We start from the raw sequence: 15300 nt of genomic DNA, 5'->3' as shown, positions 1-15300 counted from the left end.
AACGACTAAAGAGACAAGCCCCATGTTCGATCAGCCTGCATTGCGTGCCCACACGCGCCCGCCCTCCCCCCAACGCCGCAGCCTGGTGCTGGGCGCGCTGGCCGCCACGGCTGCAGCCGCCACGCCCAAGGCCTGGGCGCAGACGGGGGCCGATGCACCGGTGCGGCTGGTGGTGCCGTTCACGCCCGGCACGGGCATCGACCTGATTGCGCGGCAGATTGCGCAGCCGCTGTCCGACCGGCTCAAGCGTCCGTTTTTTGTGGAGAACAAGGCGGGGGCGTCCGGCATCATCGGCACGCAAGAGGTGGTGCGCGCGGCGCCCGACGGCACCACGCTGCTGGTCAGCGTGAACACACTGGTGATGAACATGGCGCTGTACCCCAAGCAGGGCTTCAACCCGCTGACGGACCTGGTGCCGGTGAGCCAGACGAGTTGGGGGCAGCTGCTGCTGGTGGCGTCCGCCGGGTCCAAGATCGAATCGCTCAAGGACCTGATGGACCGCGCCCGGGCCAAGCCCGGCTCGCTCAACTACGGCTCGCCCGGTGCGGGCACTCCGCACCACCTGGCCATGGAGCTGCTGAAGAACCGGGCCAAGATTTCGCTCACCCACATCAGCTACCGGGGCACCGCCCCGGCCGTGACAGACCTGCTGGGCGGGCAGATCGACGCGATGTTCTTGCCCATCCACGTGGCCTTGCAGCATGTGAAGGCGGGCAAGCTGAAGGCGCTGGCCATCAGCTCGGACACGCCGCACCCGCTGCTGCCCGAGGTGCCGTCGCTGGGCACGCTGAAGCTGGGCGACCTGAACGTGGACATGTGGTACGGCGTGTTTGCCCCCGCAGGCACGCCCCGCGCCATGGTGGACCGGCTCAACACCGAGCTGCGCGACGTGCTGGCCTCGCCCGCCGTGGCCAAGTCGTTCGAGACCCAGGGCATGACGCCCGCCCACAGCTCGCCAGACGCCTTCCAGAAGCTGGTGACGGCTGACGCCAAGCGCTGGGCCGACCTCATCAAGGCCCAGGGCATCACCGCCGAGTAACTACGACTCGCCCCGCACCACACAGCAGCGCGCAGCGCAGCACAGCACTGCGCAACCCCGCATCGCGACCCGTACCGAACCGAATCGAACAAGACCAACAACATGAACCAGCAAGCAACCGTGGCGCCGCAGCAAGACGCCGAAGTGATCATCGTGGGCGGCGGCCCGGTCGGCATGGGCCTGGCCATTGAGCTGGGCCAGCGCGGCGTGAGCGTGATCGTGGTGGAGCGCTATGTGCAGCCCCAGCCCATTCCCAAGGGCCAGAACCTCACGCAGCGCACCATGGAGCACTTTCACTTCTGGGGGGCAGAAAAGCAGCTGCGCGCAGCGCGCACCATTCCGGTCGAATACGGCATTGGCGGCCTGACCGCACATGGCACGCTGCTGGGGCCCTACAGCTACGACTGGCTGCAACGCGACCTGGTCAAGCCCTACTACTTCACGGCCAACGAACGCCTGCCGCAGTACGCCACCGAGGCCGTGCTGCGCCAGCGCGTGGCCCAGCTGCCGTCGGTGCAGACCCTCTACGGCTGGGAGACCAGCACTGTTGCGCAAGATGACGCGGGCGTGTCCGTCACCATTCAGCAACGCGGCGACGGCAAGGCCCAGCGCGTGCTGCGCGGCGCCTATGTGGTGGGGTCGGACGGAGCGCGGTCGGTGGTGCGCGAGCAAGCGGGCATCACCCACACCCGCACGGACCACGACCGCATGATGGTGCTGCTGGTGTTCAAGTCGCAAGGCCTGCATCAGCTGCTGGAGCGCTACCCCGGCAAGTCTTACTACAACGTGCTGCAGCCCGAGCTGAAGGGCTACTGGAAGTTTCTGGGCCGGGTGGACCTGGGCAGCACCTGGTTCTTTCACGCCCCGGTGCCGCCAGGCACCACCAAAGACAACTTTGACTTTGCCGCCTACCTGCACGATGCAGTGGGCGCGGAGTTTGAGGTGGAGTTTGAGCACATCGGCTTTTGGGACCTGCGCTTCATGCTGGCCGACAGCTACCGCAAGGGCCGCGTGTTCATCGCGGGTGATGCCGCCCACAGCCACCCGCCCTACGGCGGCTATGGCGTGAACTCGGGCCTGGAAGACGCGCGCAACCTGGGCTGGAAGCTGGCTGCCACGCTGCAAGGCTGGGGCGGCGAGCGCCTGCTGGACTCGTACGACGCCGAGCGGCGCCCGGTGTTTGCGTCCACCATCAATGACTTCATTGCGCGGTCCATCGAGACAGACAAGGAGTTTCTGGACACCCACGACCCGGCGCGGGACCAGGCCGCGTTTGAAGCCGCGTGGCAGGCGCGTGCACAGGGTGCCGTGGGTGAGGTGCATGCGTTTGAGCCGCACTATGAGGGCTCGGGCATCGTGTGGGGCAGCGAGGGCCGCGCCAGCAGCGCCAAGGGATCGCACCGGTTTGAGGCGCGGCCTGGCCACCACCTGGCACCCGCCACGCTGCCCAGCGGGCGCAATGTGTTTGAGGAACTGGGCCCGGGCTTTTCGCTGCTGGTGGTGGGCGGCGACGGCGCGCACGCGCCATCGGTGCAGGCCTTTCGCGAGGCGGCGGCGGGCCTGGGACTGCCGCTGCGGCTGGTGGACTGTGGTGACGGGTGTGAAGGCACCGAGCCTGCGCGCTATGGCGCACCGCTGGTGCTGGTGCGGCCCGACCAGTTTGTGGCCTGGACGGCGCCTGCTGGCGGCCCCCTGGTGACCGCCGAGCAAGCCCGCGACGTTCTGGCGCGCGTGGCGGGGTAACCGCACGGGCGAGGCCGCTGCGTTAGCGGCAACGCCCCAGCCCGGGAGTGATCCAGGCCAGGGCGCGATCCAGGCCGGGGCGCTACGCAGCCAATCGCTCAGGCGGCCTTGCGCAGCGCGGCGGGTGCCACCGGTGTCTGCTGTCCGTCGCGCTCTGCCACCTTGGCGCGCACCAGGGGCAGCAGCTCGCGGCCGTACTCGATAGCGTCCACCAGCGGGTCAAAGCCACGGATCAGGAAGGTAGTGATGCCCAGGTCGTAGTACTTGAGCAGTGCGTCGGCCACCTGCTCGGGCGTACCCACCAGCGATGTGGAGTTGGACCGGCCGCCCAGCTCGCGCGCAATGGCCGTCCACAGGCGTTCGTCGACACGGTCGCCCTTGGCAGCGTCGGCCAGCAGGCGCTGCGCGCCTTCGCTCTGCTGCGGGCCCACGCCGCGCGAGTAGCCTTGGCTCACACGCAGGCGGCGCGTGTCTTCCAGAATGCGCTCGGCCTTGGCCCAGGCTTCGTCCTCGGTCTTGCCCAGGATGGGGCGGAACGAGATGCTGAAGTCCACATGCCGGCCCTGCAAGGTGGCCTCGGCGCGCACACGGCGCACCAGGTCGCCCGCCTGGGCCAGCGACTCGCCCCACAGCGCATACACGTCGGCATGTTTGCCGGCCACCTGCAGCGCGGGTGCAGAGGCACCGCCAAAGTAGATAGGCACGCGCTGGCCTTGCAGGGGCTTGACTTCCGACACCACCCCCTTGGCGCGGTAGTAGGTGCCTTCGTGGTCAAAGGGTTTGTCTTCAGCCCACACGCGGCGCAGGACGGTGAGGTATTCGTCGGTGCGCGCATAGCGCTCGTCGTGGTTCAGGAAGTCGCCATCGCGCTGCTGGTCTTCGTCCGAGCCGCCGCTGATGTAGTGCACGGCCAGGCGGCCGTTGGTGTAGTGGTCCAGCGTGGCCAGCTGGCGCGCGGCCAGGGTGGGCGCCACAAAGCCGGGGCGGTGCGCCAGCAGGAACTTGATCTTGTCGGTGACCGATGCCGCGTACGTGACGGTCAGCAGCGTGTCGGGGCTGGACGAGCTGGCAGGCACCAGGATGCGGTCAAACCCCGCGTGCTCGTGCGCCTGGGCAAACACGCGCACATAGGCGGGGTCCACCGCCGGGCCCTTGCGGGCGATGGTTTCAGAGACTTCGTGCGGCTGGATCATGCCGATGAACTGGACGGGCATAGCGGGCTCCTGTGGCGATGGGGTGAAACAAGGTTGGGTGAATGGTTGGCAACGTCACGCGTGCGGGACTGCAGCCATGATCTGCCCGCCCCTGGTGCGCGCCAACGAAGAAAAACGCGTTTGCAAAGTTGTGCGGCGCATAGGCCCCGCCGCACACGGCGATGGGGGTACACCGCCGCCGTGCTCGCCGCTATGCTGTGGCGGGTTGTCATCCAGACTCTGCCGCCTGGCCGTCAACGTCGGCATGGATCGGCCAGTGCATTGCCAACCTGAACGCCTGGCCCTGGCCTCTGACCGCTGGCGCCTCGCTCCTAACTCCTCACAATGGCCAGCCCACTTCGCATCCAGAAAGGACCCGAACCACCATGCTCTCGCACGTTTTTGTTGGCATCACAGATTTCGAGCGCGCCCTGGCGTTCTACCGGCCGGTGCTGGCCTCGTTGGGCATTCAGGAGCGCTTTTGCGAAGCCGAGCGGCCCTGGGCGGGCTGGGAGTCCACCCCCGGCCCCCGGCCGCTGTTCGTGATTGCCCGCCCGTTCAACGGCGAGGTGCCCCACCCCGGCAATGGGCTCATGGTGGCTTTCATGGCCGCCACGCGCAGCCAGGTGGACGCGGCCCATGCGCTGGCGCTGAGCCTGGGCGGCCAGTGCGAGGGCCGCCCCGGGCTGCGGCCCGAGTACCACGCCAACTACTACGGCGCGTATTTTCGGGACCCGGACGGCAACAAGCTGTGTGTGGCGTCGCACGGACAGGCGTAGCGCAGGGTGGCACCGGGTGGGCGGGAGGCCCCTGCGCTGCTCATTTAAGGAGAAATGGCCTCAAGCGCTAGTCAATAAAGCGCTGGCCGCTATTCTTTTAAGAGTAACCTGAACGCGACCCAGGCGTTCGCTCGCGGCCCGCTGCCAACACGCTGGTGGCAGGCACTGTCAGTGCGGGAAGCCACCCCGCACCAGCCGCACGGGCTCTGCGTCCATGCGGCGAATCAGCACCTGCAGGCCATCGCCCGCAGCGTTGGCAGCTACATCGGCAGAAGGCAGCTGCTGGGCCGCTGGCGCAGTGCGGCAGACCAGATCGTCCTCCGACCACGCGGCCTTGCCCGGCTGGCCCCGTGCGCGCAGCCAGCCCGCGCGGTCTGCGATGAGCTGGTGGCCGGGCAGGTCGCTGGCGGGAACGCCCAGCACCAGGGCCAATGCCAACGGCGCTGCAGTATCGGTGGTCAGGCATTCCGCATCGGCGGCAGCAGCATCGGGAGTGTGCGGCGCGCCAGGCCCGGGGTGCGCCACCACCAGCGAGACGAGGCGTGGATCATCGGCAGGCAAGGGGCTGCCGCTGCCTGGCAGCACCACGCGCAGCCGCTGCCCCACCAGGCTGCGCGCCGTGTGCTGGCGCCCCTGGCGGCACAGCACGGCCACGTCGGGCAGGCGCACCGGGCGGTCCCAGGTGCCCGATTCGCGCAGCATCTGGCCTGCGGCATGGGCTTGCAGGTAGTCCAGCACCTCCCACACCTGCGCGTCGGTGAGCTGTGTGGTGTCAAAGCCGGGCATGGTCTGCGCGCCGTTGCGGCCCTGCATGCCGTGGCGCACACGCCAGAAGAGTTCGCCATCCAGCCGCTTCCACAGCAGCGCGCCGTTCAGGTTGGGCGGCCACATGGCCAGCCGGGCTGCATCGGGCCCTTCGCCGTTGGCACTGGCGCCGTGGCAGCGCACGCAATGCTGCTGGTACACCGCCTGGCCGCGCACGATGCCCTGCGCAGTGAAGCCCGTGGGTGACTGGTGCAGGCTGGTGGTCACGGCGGGCGTCAGCAGCAGGTGGCGATGGGGCCAGGGCGCAAACACCACCAGTGCAGCGGCCAGCCACCACAGCGGCTTGCGGCCGCGCCGCCATGCCGCTGAAGTCGCCAGCGCCAGCAGCGCCACACCCACACACAGCAGCGACAACAGCACGCGCCGCGCGTGGCCGGCATCCACCACCAGCATCTCGGCGGCCACACGGTGCGCAAACGGCCAGGCGGGCTGGCCGTGCACGTCGGGCGCCAGGCCCACCGCATGCAGCAGCGTGCGCAGGCCCTGCTGGGTGGCCTGCAGGCCTTCGAGCAGAGCGGCCAGCCACTCGGGCGGCAACGACAGCCAGGTCAAGGCGGCGGCTACCAGCTGGCGTCCAGCCCCAGCAACGCCAGCGCCTCGTGGCGCAGGGCCGCCAGGTGCGGGTCGCCCCGGTGGCGCGGGTACGGCAGGTCGTTGACCAGCACCTGCTTGACGCGCGCAGGCCGGTCAGAGAACACCACCACGCGCTGCGCCATGAACAGCGCTTCTTCCACATCGTGCGTGACGAGCAGGGCAGAGAAACCCGCACGCTGCCACAGCTGCACCAGCTCGGTCTGCATGGACAGGCGCGTGAGCGAGTCGAGCTTGCCCAGCGGCTCGTCCAGCACCAGCAAGGTGGGGTCGTTGACCAGCGCACGCGCCAGCGCCACGCGCTGCGCCATGCCGCCCGAGAGCTGGTGCGGGAAGGCCTTGGCAAAGTCCTGCAGCCCAACCAGGGCCAGCGCTTCGTCCACTCGATGGCGCTGGGATTTGAGGATGCCGCGCGCCTGCAGGCCCAGGGCCACGTTGTCCCACACGGTGCGCCAGGGGAACAGCGTGGGGTCCTGGAACACCACGATGCGCGACGGGTCGGGCTGGGTGATGGGGGCGCCATCCTGCAGCAGCTCGCCGGTGGTGGCGGGCTCCAGCCCCGCCACCAGGCGCAGCAGCGTGCTCTTGCCGCAGCCGCTGGGGCCCAGCAGGGCCACGAACTCGCCGGGTGCTATGGACAAGTCCAGCTCGTCGATCACGTGCAGCGGGCCTGCGGGCAGGTCAAACCAGTGGCTGACATTGCGCACGTCAATGCGTGCGCCGGTCACACGGGCCGCCGTAGAGACTTCAGGAATCGTCGCGGAACTCACCATTTCACCACCCCCTTCTGCCACGACAGCACCCTGTCGCGCAGCACGAACAGCAGCGTGATCACGCCCGAGAACAACAGCGCCATCACGATGAGCGCCGCATACATGTTGGGATACGCCGCCCAGCCCTGCGCCCAGGTGAGGTACCAGCCCAGGCCCGCTTTCACGCCCAGCATCTCGGCCACCACCAGGGTGGAGAACGCCGCGCCCAGCCCCATGAACAGGCCCACAAACACCTGCGGCAGCGCCGCCGGGATGGCCACGCGCAGCACCAGAAACCAGGGCGACGCGCCCATGGTGCGGGCCACGTCATAAAAGTTCTTGTGCACCCCGGCCACGCCCGACCAGGTGAGGATGGCCACCGGGAAGGCCGTGCCCAGCGCAATCAGAAAGATCGCGGTGGACCAGCTGGATGGAAAGAAATAGAAGCTGACCGGCAGCAGCGCGGTGGTGGGCACCGGGCCCAGGATGCGCAGCACCGGGTGGATCCAATAACTTGCCTGGCGCGACCAGCCGATCAGCACGCCCGTGACAAAACCTGCAGCTGCTCCAATCGCAATGCCCAGCGCCAGCAGGCGGATGGAGGCGCCCGCGCTCTCCAGGAGGCGCGGCCAGTCGGTGGCGTACACCTCCACCAGGCTTTGGGGCGGTGCAAAGAAGGGCGGCGGCAGCGTGCCCAGCTTGGCGGTGAACACCTCCCACACCGCCAGGCCGACGGCAATGGCCACCAGCCACGGTCCAGCCGCACGCACGCGGCGCACCACGGCAGCCAGCGGACGGGCCAGCACGGTCAGCGCCAGCAGCAGTGCCGACACGCCCCCCGCACCCCAGGCGAACTCTTCGGTAAACGCCCATTCGCTGAAACCCGCCGGCTTGTTGGGCCACAGGCCCGTGAGCAAGGCCAGCCCCGCCCAGGCCACGGCGGCGGCCAGCCCCACCCACCAGAACCCCAGCGCCGCTTTGGCCGCCTTGAAGTCGGGCGCGGTGGCAGGCTGCGCACCCGCAGCATGGGGCGCACCGGATGATGGGCTGGGCGCACGCAGCGGGGGCTGCGAAGGCTTGGGGCTGATGCCCGGCGGGGCGCCCAGGATGTTGTCGGCAACAGTGCTCATGGAGAGGGTCCTTGCACGGAATGGGAGGAGGCTCAGGCCAGCACGTCAGCGTGGACGTGGGCCGCGAAGCGCGCTGGGTCGGTGCCGGGTTTGAGCACGCCCACCAGCTTGAAGTCGCGGGCATAGAACTCGATCTCCTGCCGCAGCGCCGTGCCCACCGGGTGGCTGCGGTGCGTGAGCGTGCCCAGCACGGCGCGCAGGTCCTCCTGCGGCACCTTGGAATACGGGCTGAAGATGCGCGCCGTTTCGTTGGGGTTGTCGGCCACGAAGTCCGACGCCTCGATGATGGCGCGGGTCAGCGCGGCTGCCGTGCCCTTGTCGTTGCGCACCATGGCGCCGCTCACGCCCAGCACGCAGCAGGTCTTGGCCGCGTATTCGCCCGACAGGTTGGACGCCAGGTCCACCAGGCCCTTGGTGCGGCGCTGGATCAGCAGCAGGTTGGGGTCGCCATCGGCAATGGCCTGGGCCTCGCCTTTTTCCACCGCCAGACCCAGCATGTCGCCAGGGAACTGGCGCCAGGTCACGTCCTTCTCGGGGTTCAGCCCGGCCTTGGTCAGCAGCACCGAAAAGAAATTCTTGCCGGGGCTGTTGAGGTCCGACACCGCAATGGTCTTGCCCTTGAGCTTTTGCAGGCTGGTCACGCCCGCCGCCTCGTAGCCCACCAGGCGCGAGCAACCGCCGTGCGAGCTGCCCACCAGCTTCACGTCAAAGCCTGACTCCAGCGGCTTGATCCAGCGGTGCACCATGCCCAGGCCCGCGTCAGCCTTGGAGGTGGCGATGGTCTCCAGCAACTGGTCGGTGGAGCCCGCAAAGTTGATCAGCTCGACCTTGAGGCCATGTTTTTCAAAAATGCCGCGCTCGATGGCGACCGGCGCGGCCGACAGGCAGATGGCGTTGGCGTTCCACGCCAGCTTTACCTCGCGCAGCTTGCCGGCGGCCAGCACGTGGCTGCCCACCACACTCGACGCCCCCACCACGCTGGCCGCGCCCGCTGTCTGCAACAGCTGCCGGCGCGTCCAGCGCCCTCCCACCCCACCTTGGCCTTGAAGCTTGCTCATGTTGTGCCCTTTTGGTTGTCAAATCCTGATCGGCGCTGCGATTGCCCGTGAATTCCTGTGGATGCCTGCGAGCCGGTCCGCACCGCCGTTACGATGGATTGGCATTGAACTGAAAGACGCCTCGCAACAGAACGAAGAAAAACAGGGATGCATATGCAAAACACGCAACACACGGGCAGCCCGGGCGCTGGTGCAATACCGGGCATGAGTGCATTGCCCAACCCATCGACCCCACCCACGTCCCCCTCCGCCCCCCACACCGCCCGCCTGCGCCACTTTGTGCAGCAGCTGGCCGCGCTGGTGGAGCAGCGCCTGCCCGAGCCCGACACCCTGACCCAGGGCGCGACGCTGCTGCGCACGCTGGTGGCCCATGACGACTGGCTGCCCGACACCTATGCCCAGCCCCACCCCGATCGCTACCAGCAGTACCTGCTGCATGCCGACGCATTGGGGCGCTTTTCGGTCGTGAGTTTTGTGTGGGGCCCAGGCCAGGCCACGCCCATTCATGACCACACCGTGTGGGGCCTGATCGGCATGCTGCGCGGCGCCGAGGATTCGCAGGCCTATGCCCGCACGCCCGACGGCCGCTGGGCACCGCAGGGCGAGCCCGTGCGGCTGCAGCCGGGCCAGGTAGAGGCCGTCTCGCCCAACGACCCCGCCATAGGCGATGTGCACCGCGTGGGCAATGCCTGGGAGGGCCACACCTCCATCAGCATCCACGTGTACGGCGCCAACATCGGCGCGGTGCAGCGCAGCGTGTACCTGGAGGACGGCACGCGCAAGCCGTTCATCTCGGGCTACAGCAACAGCACCCTGCCCAACCTCTGGGACCTGTCCAAAAACCCTGCACCGGCTGCCTGAAGCCGATCCGACCCAACACCAAGACCATGACCGCTCCCGCCCTGCCCCAGACTTCGTTCCACCAGGTTCGCGAGGCCCTGCTCGCCCGCCAGGAAATCGCCTTGCTCGACGTGCGCGAGGAAGACCCGTTTGCCCAAAGCCACCCGCTGTTCGCCGCCAACCTGCCCGCCGGCAAGATCGAGCTGGATGCGTGGACGCGCATTCCGCGCCGCGATACCTTCATCGTGGTGTACGACAACGGCGAAGGCCTGGCCGAGCCCGCCGCGCGCAAGCTGCAGCAGCTGGGCTACACGCAGGTGACGCTGCTGGCCGGTGGCCTGCAGGGCTGGCGCGATGCGGGCGGCGAACTGTTCATCGACGTGAACGTGCCCAGCAAATCGTTTGGCGAGCTGGTGGAGGCCGAGCGCCACACGCCCTCGCTGGCGGCCGAAGAGGTGCAGGCGCTCATCGACGCCCAGGCCGATGTCGTGGTGCTGGATGCGCGCCGGTATGACGAATACCACACCATGAACATCCCCACCGGCGTGAGCGTGCCCGGCGCGGAGCTGGTGCTGCGCGCGCAGGCACTGGCGCCCAACCCGGCCACGCAGATCATCGTGAACTGCGCGGGCCGAACGCGCAGCATCATCGGCACGCAGTCGCTGGTGAACGCGGGCATCCCCAACCCGGTGGCGGCCTTGCGCAACGGCACCATCGGCTGGCTGCTGGCCGGCCAGACGCTGGAGCGCGGCGCCACCCGCCGCTTTGACCCCGCCGTGCATGCCGACCGCGAGCGCGCGCCCCAGCGGGCGCGCAGCGTGGCCGACCGCGCGGGCGTACAGCGCGCCACCCGCGCCGACCTGGCGCGCTTTGGGGCCGAGGCGCAGCGCACCACCTACCTGCTGGATGTGCGCACGCCTGAAGAATTTGCCGCAGGCCACCTGCCCGGCTTTCGCAACACGCCCGGCGGCCAGCTGGTGCAGGAGACCGACCACACCGCCGCCGTGCGTGGCGCGCGCATCGTGCTGGTGGATGACGACGGGGTGCGCGCGAACATGAGCGCATCGTGGCTGGCGCAGATGGGCTGGGACGTGTGGGTGCTGGACGACGCGCCCGCCGCCGACTTCAATGAGACCGGCGCAGTGGCCAACACCGTGCCCGAACCCGAAGGCCCCATTGCCTGGGTCACGCCCGCACAACTGGCGGCCTGGCTGAACGAAGAAAGCAAAGAGAGCCCCGGCCACACCGCCGTGCTGGACCTGACCACCAGCGCCAACTACGTGCAGCGCCACATCCCCGGCGCGTGGTTCGTGATCCGCTCGCAACTGGCACAGGCGGTGGCCAGTATTCCCAAGGCGCAGCGTTATGTGTTGACCTGTGGCAGCAGCCTGCTGGCACGCTATGCCGCGCAGGACCTGGCCCGCCTGACGGGTGGCGCCGAGGTGGTGGTGCTGGAGGGTGGCACGCTGGCCTGGATCGCCCAGGGCCTGCCGCTGGAGCATGGCGAGACGCGCCTGGCCTCGCCACGCATCGACCGCTACCGCCGCCCATACGAAGGCACCGACAGCCCGCGCGAGGCGATGCAGGCCTACCTGGACTGGGAGTTCGGGCTGGTGGAACAACTGGGGCGCGACGGCACCCACGGGTTCCGGGTGATCTGATTCACTATCGATTTAATAGCTGCCAGCGCATGATTCACTAGCGCTACCGGCAGATTTCGCTACAAACCCTCTTCTGGGGAGCCCCAGGGCCGCTCACAACGCCCCGTAGCGCCACGACACGTTCATCGCCAGCACCTCGCCCTGCGCCAAGCTGCGCAGGCCGGGCTGGCCCGGTTGGTGAAAGGCATCGATGGGCTGGGTGATGGGCTCAAAGCAGAACGCCGGGCCCTGTGGCGGGCGGTACACCAGGCAGTAGTGGTGGGCCGCGCCGCCGTCCTTGGCAAAGTCTGGCATGTGGGCGGTAAGGCGCAGACCGCGCTCGGGCCAGTCGATCTGCGCGGTGCCGCCCCAGCCGGTGTAGGCGTTGTCGATCAGGCCGCCATTGGCGGGCGCACCGGTGTTCAAGTCCCAGCCGGGCGGGAAGTGCTGCGTGTGCTGTGTGGGCAGGGGGTCGTCGCCACACAGCCACACGCCCTGCACCGGCGCCGTGATGCGCGTGCCGGGCGTGCGCGGAAACCAGGGGTGCAAGCCCAGGCCGTAGGGCAGCGGCTGTGCGCCCAGGTGCCGCACCTGCACCGACTGGTCCAGGCCGCCCTCCACCAGCCGGAAGGTCTGCACGCACTCGTACTCGTAAGGGTTGCCGTCAAAGCGCTCGGAGCGCAGCTGCATCTGCAGCGTGTCGGGCGCGGGCTGGGTCAGCTGCCAGGGCTGCAGCCACCCGTCGCCGTGGATGGGGTACGGCTCGCCCATACGGTTGGGACGCATGGGGTGGAACTGCCCTGCGTGCTCAAACCCGCCGCCGCTGATGCGGTTGGACCAGGGCACCATGGCAAAGGATGCAAGCTGGTACAGGTCGGGCGTGGCGCCATCCCACGGCCGCCACAGGTCGACGCGTGCATCAGCCTCTTGCGGGTCGTCGATCTGCCAGGCCGCCACGCTGCCGCCCAGTGTGGGCACCAGGCCCAGGTGCTGCCCCGCGTGGTGCAGCCAGACGATGGGGTGGGATGGAGAGGCCTCGGTCATGGGCGGTGTGCTTTCTGCAGGATGGAGAAACAAGGAGGCGGAGCCAGGGGCCTCGCTGCTGCGCGCGGGGCTGGCATCAGCTGCCAAACAGATGCGCGGGCAGGCCGGGCGTGCTGATGTCCACGGCAAACAGTGCCCCGGCCAGTGGCTCGGCCGCGAGCTGCTCGGGCGTGAGACCGGTGCGGGCCGACGTGATGTACAGCATGCACAGGTCCGCACCGCCAAAAGCGCAGTTGGTGACCTGGCTCACGGGCAGCGGGATGCGGGCCAGCTCGTCGGCCGTGTCGGCGTCGTGGCAGGTGACGCAGCCACCGCCCCAGTGCGCCACCCACAGGCGGCCCTGCGCATCGGTGGTCATGCCGTCGGGCACGCCGTCAGCCGCGGGCCAGCGCTTCCACAAGGTCTTGTCGCTCACGGTGCCGGTGGCCGGGTCGCAGCGGTAGTGGTAGGTGGTGCCCTGCACCGTGTCGTTGAAAAACATGGCCGGGCCCTGCGCGGTGGTAGCCCATGTGGGACCATTGGTCACGGCAAAACCATCGTCGTGCCGCACGCAGTCGCCGCTGGCGGTGTAGGTGTAGAGCGCGCCCGTGGGCGCCTCGCACGCAAAGTCCATGCTGCCACCCCAAAAGCGGCCTTGGGCGTCGCACTTGCCGTCGTTGAATCGGTTGCCTGTGCGCTCTGGCTCGGGCTGGTGCAGGTAGCGCGGGGCGATGTCAGCAGCGGGGTCGAACAGTGCAAAACCCCGGCGCAGGGTGACGATGAAGCCCGGGGCGTGCGCGCGCTCAGCAATGGCAGAAATCTCTTCGTCAAACGTCCAGCGCTGGTGGGCGCTGGTGGCCGGGTCCCAGCGGTGCAGCTCGCGCTGCAGGATGTCCACCCAGTACACGGCCTGCTCGCGCACGGACCACATCACCCCCTCGCCCAGTGCGTTACCCAATGTGACTACGCAGCGCACGGCGCCGGTTGTTGTGGGAGCAGAGGCGGACGCGCCGCTGGACGGTGGGATGGGGGTATCCAGCGAAGGGCGCACGTTGGTTGTCTCCGGTCGTTTTTTTGCATCGGCCTGCCGCCAGGCACTTGACGAGCGGCATCTTATCAACGCCAATTGATGCTTGAAATGAATTTTTTTGCCATTGATTGATTGCAATATTGATATGACACAGCTTTTTACCCCCTCTTCTTCCTCGACCGACGCCACCGGCGCTCCCCAGGGCCTGGCGAAATTCCCCAGCCTGCAAGGCCGCGCCGTGTTTGTGACGGGCGGCGGCAGCGGCATTGGCGCGGCCATCGTGGCGGCGTTTGCCGAGCAAGGTGCCCGCGTGGCGTTTGTGGACGTGGCGCGCAACGCCAGCGAGGCGCTGGCCCAGCACATTGCCGACGCAGGCCTGCCCCGCCCCTGGTGGCGTGTGTGTGATGTGCGCGATGTGAACGCCCTGCAAGCCTGTGTGGCCGAAGCGGCGGCCGAGCTGGGCAGCGACTTTGCAGTGCTGGTGAACAACGTGGCCAGCGATGACCGGCACACGCTGGAGTCCGTGACGCCCGAGTACTACGACGAGCGCATGGCCATCAACGAGCGCCCCGCCTTCTTCGCCATCCAGGCCGTGGTGCCTGGCATGCGCAGGCTGGGCGCGGGCTCGGTGATCAACCTGGGCTCCACGGGCTGGCAGGGCAAGGGCACGGGCTACCCCTGCTATGCGATTGCCAAGTCGTCGGTGAACGGCCTCACGCGCGGGCTGGCCAAGACGCTGGGGCAGGACCGGATCCGCATCAACACGGTGTCGCCGGGGTGGGTGATGACGGAGCGGCAGATCAAACTGTGGCTGGACGCCGAGGGCGAGAAGGAGCTGGCGCGCAACCAGTGCTTGCCGGACAAGCTGCGGCCGCATGACATTGCGCGGATGGTGTTGTTTTTGGCGTCGGATGATGCGGCGATGTGTACGGCGCAGGAGTTCAAGGTGGATGCTGGGTGGGTTTGACTTTTTGAAGTCTTTTTGGGCTCTGGCGCTTATCCATTAAGCGCTGGCAGCTATTGTTTTTGTAGTTTGTGAGTGTGGGTGCTGGTCTGGCGGCGTGCTCGGGTTAAGGATGGAGGCCGGGAGTCGCCCGGCGTGCGAGTAACTTTCTTTCGCGTCGCCGAAAGAAAGTCACCAAAGAAAGGGCGACCCTACTGTCTGCGACCCCTTCGCTTCGCTACGGGGCAACCTGGGGTGCTCGCGCGCGGGGTGCACCGCAGAACTCGCTGCGCGCCTTTGGCGCTCCGCTCGGACAACTGCGGTGAGTCAGTTCACGAAGCGCGTGTGTACTTCGGCACACGCGCCACCCCGCGCCCTGCGCGCCCCAGGCGCATCCAGAAGGGAACCCGAGGGACATCCACTCGGGCCATTGCTTCGCTGCGCTGCGCTCGGCCCCGTCTCGCGGGCGCAAGCGTCACGCGCTGCGAAAGCTGGGCCGAACGCAGCGATGGCCCGTGTGGCTGTTCGGCTGTTGGATGTTCGGCTGTCCACCCCCTGCTGGCTGCGCCTGCGGCGGGGCGGTTGTGGGGTGAGCATGGGCGTCGAAGCGCCCATGCTTCGTGAACTGACTCGCCGTGGATGTCTGAGCGGCGCGCGCGAGCGCAGAGCGAGTTCCACGGCGCACCCCGCAACCGCCCCGCCGCAGGTTTACCC

Annotated in this window: 13 protein-coding genes; 6 read left to right on the top strand and 7 right to left on the bottom strand. The window is 68.4% G+C overall.

Going from position 1 to position 15300, the window contains the following annotated elements:
- The first annotated feature begins 22 nt into the window (after positions 1 to 22).
- Entirely contained in the window at positions 23 to 1039 is a 1017-nt protein-coding gene (locus ASD75_RS07315; RefSeq protein ID WP_056744355.1) for a tripartite tricarboxylate transporter substrate binding protein, read from the top strand.
- A gap of 102 nt (positions 1040 to 1141) precedes the next feature.
- On the top strand, positions 1142 to 2782 hold the full coding sequence (locus ASD75_RS07310) for an FAD-dependent monooxygenase (protein WP_056744353.1): 1641 nt from the start codon (positions 1142 to 1144) through the stop codon (positions 2780 to 2782).
- A gap of 98 nt (positions 2783 to 2880) precedes the next feature.
- Here ASD75_RS07310 and ASD75_RS07305 read toward each other — a convergent pair whose 3' ends face one another.
- The gene (locus tag ASD75_RS07305; protein ID WP_056744351.1) at positions 2881 to 3996 is read right to left on the bottom strand and encodes an LLM class flavin-dependent oxidoreductase; all 1116 of its coding nucleotides are present in this window, start codon (positions 3994 to 3996) and stop codon (positions 2881 to 2883) included.
- Between the two features lie 365 nt (positions 3997 to 4361).
- Here ASD75_RS07305 and ASD75_RS07300 point away from each other — a divergent pair, with 365 nt between their 5' ends.
- The gene (locus tag ASD75_RS07300) at positions 4362 to 4754 is read left to right on the top strand and encodes a VOC family protein (protein WP_056067560.1); all 393 of its coding nucleotides are present in this window, start codon (positions 4362 to 4364) and stop codon (positions 4752 to 4754) included.
- A gap of 168 nt (positions 4755 to 4922) precedes the next feature.
- On the opposite strand, the gene ASD75_RS07295 is transcribed toward ASD75_RS07300, so the two are convergent.
- Genes ASD75_RS07295 through ASD75_RS07280 form a run of 4 tightly spaced genes read right to left on the bottom strand, consistent with a single transcriptional unit; the run spans position 4923 to position 9110 of the window.
- Entirely contained in the window at positions 4923 to 6131 is a 1209-nt protein-coding gene (locus ASD75_RS07295; RefSeq protein ID WP_235511561.1) for a cytochrome c, read from the bottom strand.
- A gap of 8 nt (positions 6132 to 6139) precedes the next feature.
- Positions 6140 to 6943, bottom strand: coding sequence for an ABC transporter ATP-binding protein (locus ASD75_RS07290; protein ID WP_056744349.1), 804 nt, complete (start codon positions 6941 to 6943; stop codon positions 6140 to 6142).
- Positions 6937 to 8052: an ABC transporter permease gene (locus tag ASD75_RS07285; RefSeq protein WP_082564929.1), complete on the bottom strand. Its 1116-nt coding sequence runs from the start codon at positions 8050 to 8052 to the stop codon at positions 6937 to 6939. Before ASD75_RS07285 ends, ASD75_RS07290 begins: the two co-directional genes overlap by 7 nt.
- A gap of 32 nt (positions 8053 to 8084) precedes the next feature.
- Positions 8085 to 9110, bottom strand: a complete 1026-nt coding sequence (locus tag ASD75_RS07280) for an ABC transporter substrate-binding protein (RefSeq protein ID WP_056744347.1) — start codon at positions 9108 to 9110, stop codon at positions 8085 to 8087.
- 204 nt (positions 9111 to 9314) lie between these two features.
- Between ASD75_RS07280 and ASD75_RS07275 the strand changes: the two genes are divergently transcribed.
- Entirely contained in the window at positions 9315 to 9971 is a 657-nt protein-coding gene (locus ASD75_RS07275; protein ID WP_056744345.1) for a cysteine dioxygenase, read from the top strand.
- A 26-nt stretch (positions 9972 to 9997) separates the two neighbouring features.
- Positions 9998 to 11611, top strand: a complete 1614-nt coding sequence (locus ASD75_RS07270) for a rhodanese-related sulfurtransferase (RefSeq protein WP_056744343.1) — start codon at positions 9998 to 10000, stop codon at positions 11609 to 11611.
- Positions 11612 to 11704: 93 nt separating this feature from the next.
- On the opposite strand, the gene ASD75_RS07265 is transcribed toward ASD75_RS07270, so the two are convergent.
- Both ASD75_RS07265 and ASD75_RS07260 read right to left on the bottom strand, forming a co-directional pair.
- Positions 11705 to 12634, bottom strand: coding sequence for an aldose 1-epimerase (locus ASD75_RS07265; RefSeq protein WP_056745106.1), 930 nt, complete (start codon positions 12632 to 12634; stop codon positions 11705 to 11707).
- Positions 12635 to 12710: 76 nt separating this feature from the next.
- Positions 12711 to 13664: an SMP-30/gluconolactonase/LRE family protein gene (locus ASD75_RS07260; RefSeq protein ID WP_056744341.1), complete on the bottom strand. Its 954-nt coding sequence runs from the start codon at positions 13662 to 13664 to the stop codon at positions 12711 to 12713.
- Between the two features lie 124 nt (positions 13665 to 13788).
- Between ASD75_RS07260 and ASD75_RS07255 the strand changes: the two genes are divergently transcribed.
- A complete protein-coding gene (locus ASD75_RS07255) occupies positions 13789 to 14610 on the top strand; it encodes an SDR family NAD(P)-dependent oxidoreductase (RefSeq protein WP_055401789.1) in 822 nt (273 codons plus the stop codon).
- Positions 14611 to 15300 lie beyond the last annotated feature (690 nt).

Source organism: Acidovorax sp. Root568, from assembly GCF_001427445.1.
Classification (GTDB): Bacteria; Pseudomonadota; Gammaproteobacteria; order Burkholderiales; family Burkholderiaceae_C; genus Acidovorax; species Acidovorax delafieldii.
The sequence above is the reverse complement of the archived record's forward strand: the minus strand, read 5'-3'. Positions and strand labels throughout refer to the sequence as shown.

Excerpts from the sequence above, each read along its gene's own strand:
- ASD75_RS07300 (WP_056067560.1), top strand. The coding sequence starts at position 4,362 with ATGCTCTCGCACGTTTTTGTTGGCATCACAGATTTCGAGCGCGCCCTG.
- ASD75_RS07290 (WP_056744349.1), bottom strand. The coding sequence starts at position 6,943 with ATGGTGAGTTCCGCGACGATTCCTGAAGTCTCTACGGCGGCCCGTGTG.
- ASD75_RS07305 (WP_056744351.1), bottom strand. The coding sequence starts at position 3,996 with ATGCCCGTCCAGTTCATCGGCATGATCCAGCCGCACGAAGTCTCTGAA.
- ASD75_RS07255 (WP_055401789.1), top strand. The coding sequence starts at position 13,789 with ATGACACAGCTTTTTACCCCCTCTTCTTCCTCGACCGACGCCACCGGC.
- ASD75_RS07315 (WP_056744355.1), top strand. The coding sequence starts at position 23 with ATGTTCGATCAGCCTGCATTGCGTGCCCACACGCGCCCGCCCTCCCCC.
- ASD75_RS07280 (WP_056744347.1), bottom strand. The coding sequence starts at position 9,110 with ATGAGCAAGCTTCAAGGCCAAGGTGGGGTGGGAGGGCGCTGGACGCGC.
- ASD75_RS07265 (WP_056745106.1), bottom strand. The coding sequence starts at position 12,634 with ATGACCGAGGCCTCTCCATCCCACCCCATCGTCTGGCTGCACCACGCG.
- ASD75_RS07285 (WP_082564929.1), bottom strand. The coding sequence starts at position 8,052 with ATGAGCACTGTTGCCGACAACATCCTGGGCGCCCCGCCGGGCATCAGC.
- ASD75_RS07275 (WP_056744345.1), top strand. The coding sequence starts at position 9,315 with ATGAGTGCATTGCCCAACCCATCGACCCCACCCACGTCCCCCTCCGCC.
- ASD75_RS07310 (WP_056744353.1), top strand. The coding sequence starts at position 1,142 with ATGAACCAGCAAGCAACCGTGGCGCCGCAGCAAGACGCCGAAGTGATC.
- ASD75_RS07270 (WP_056744343.1), top strand. The coding sequence starts at position 9,998 with ATGACCGCTCCCGCCCTGCCCCAGACTTCGTTCCACCAGGTTCGCGAG.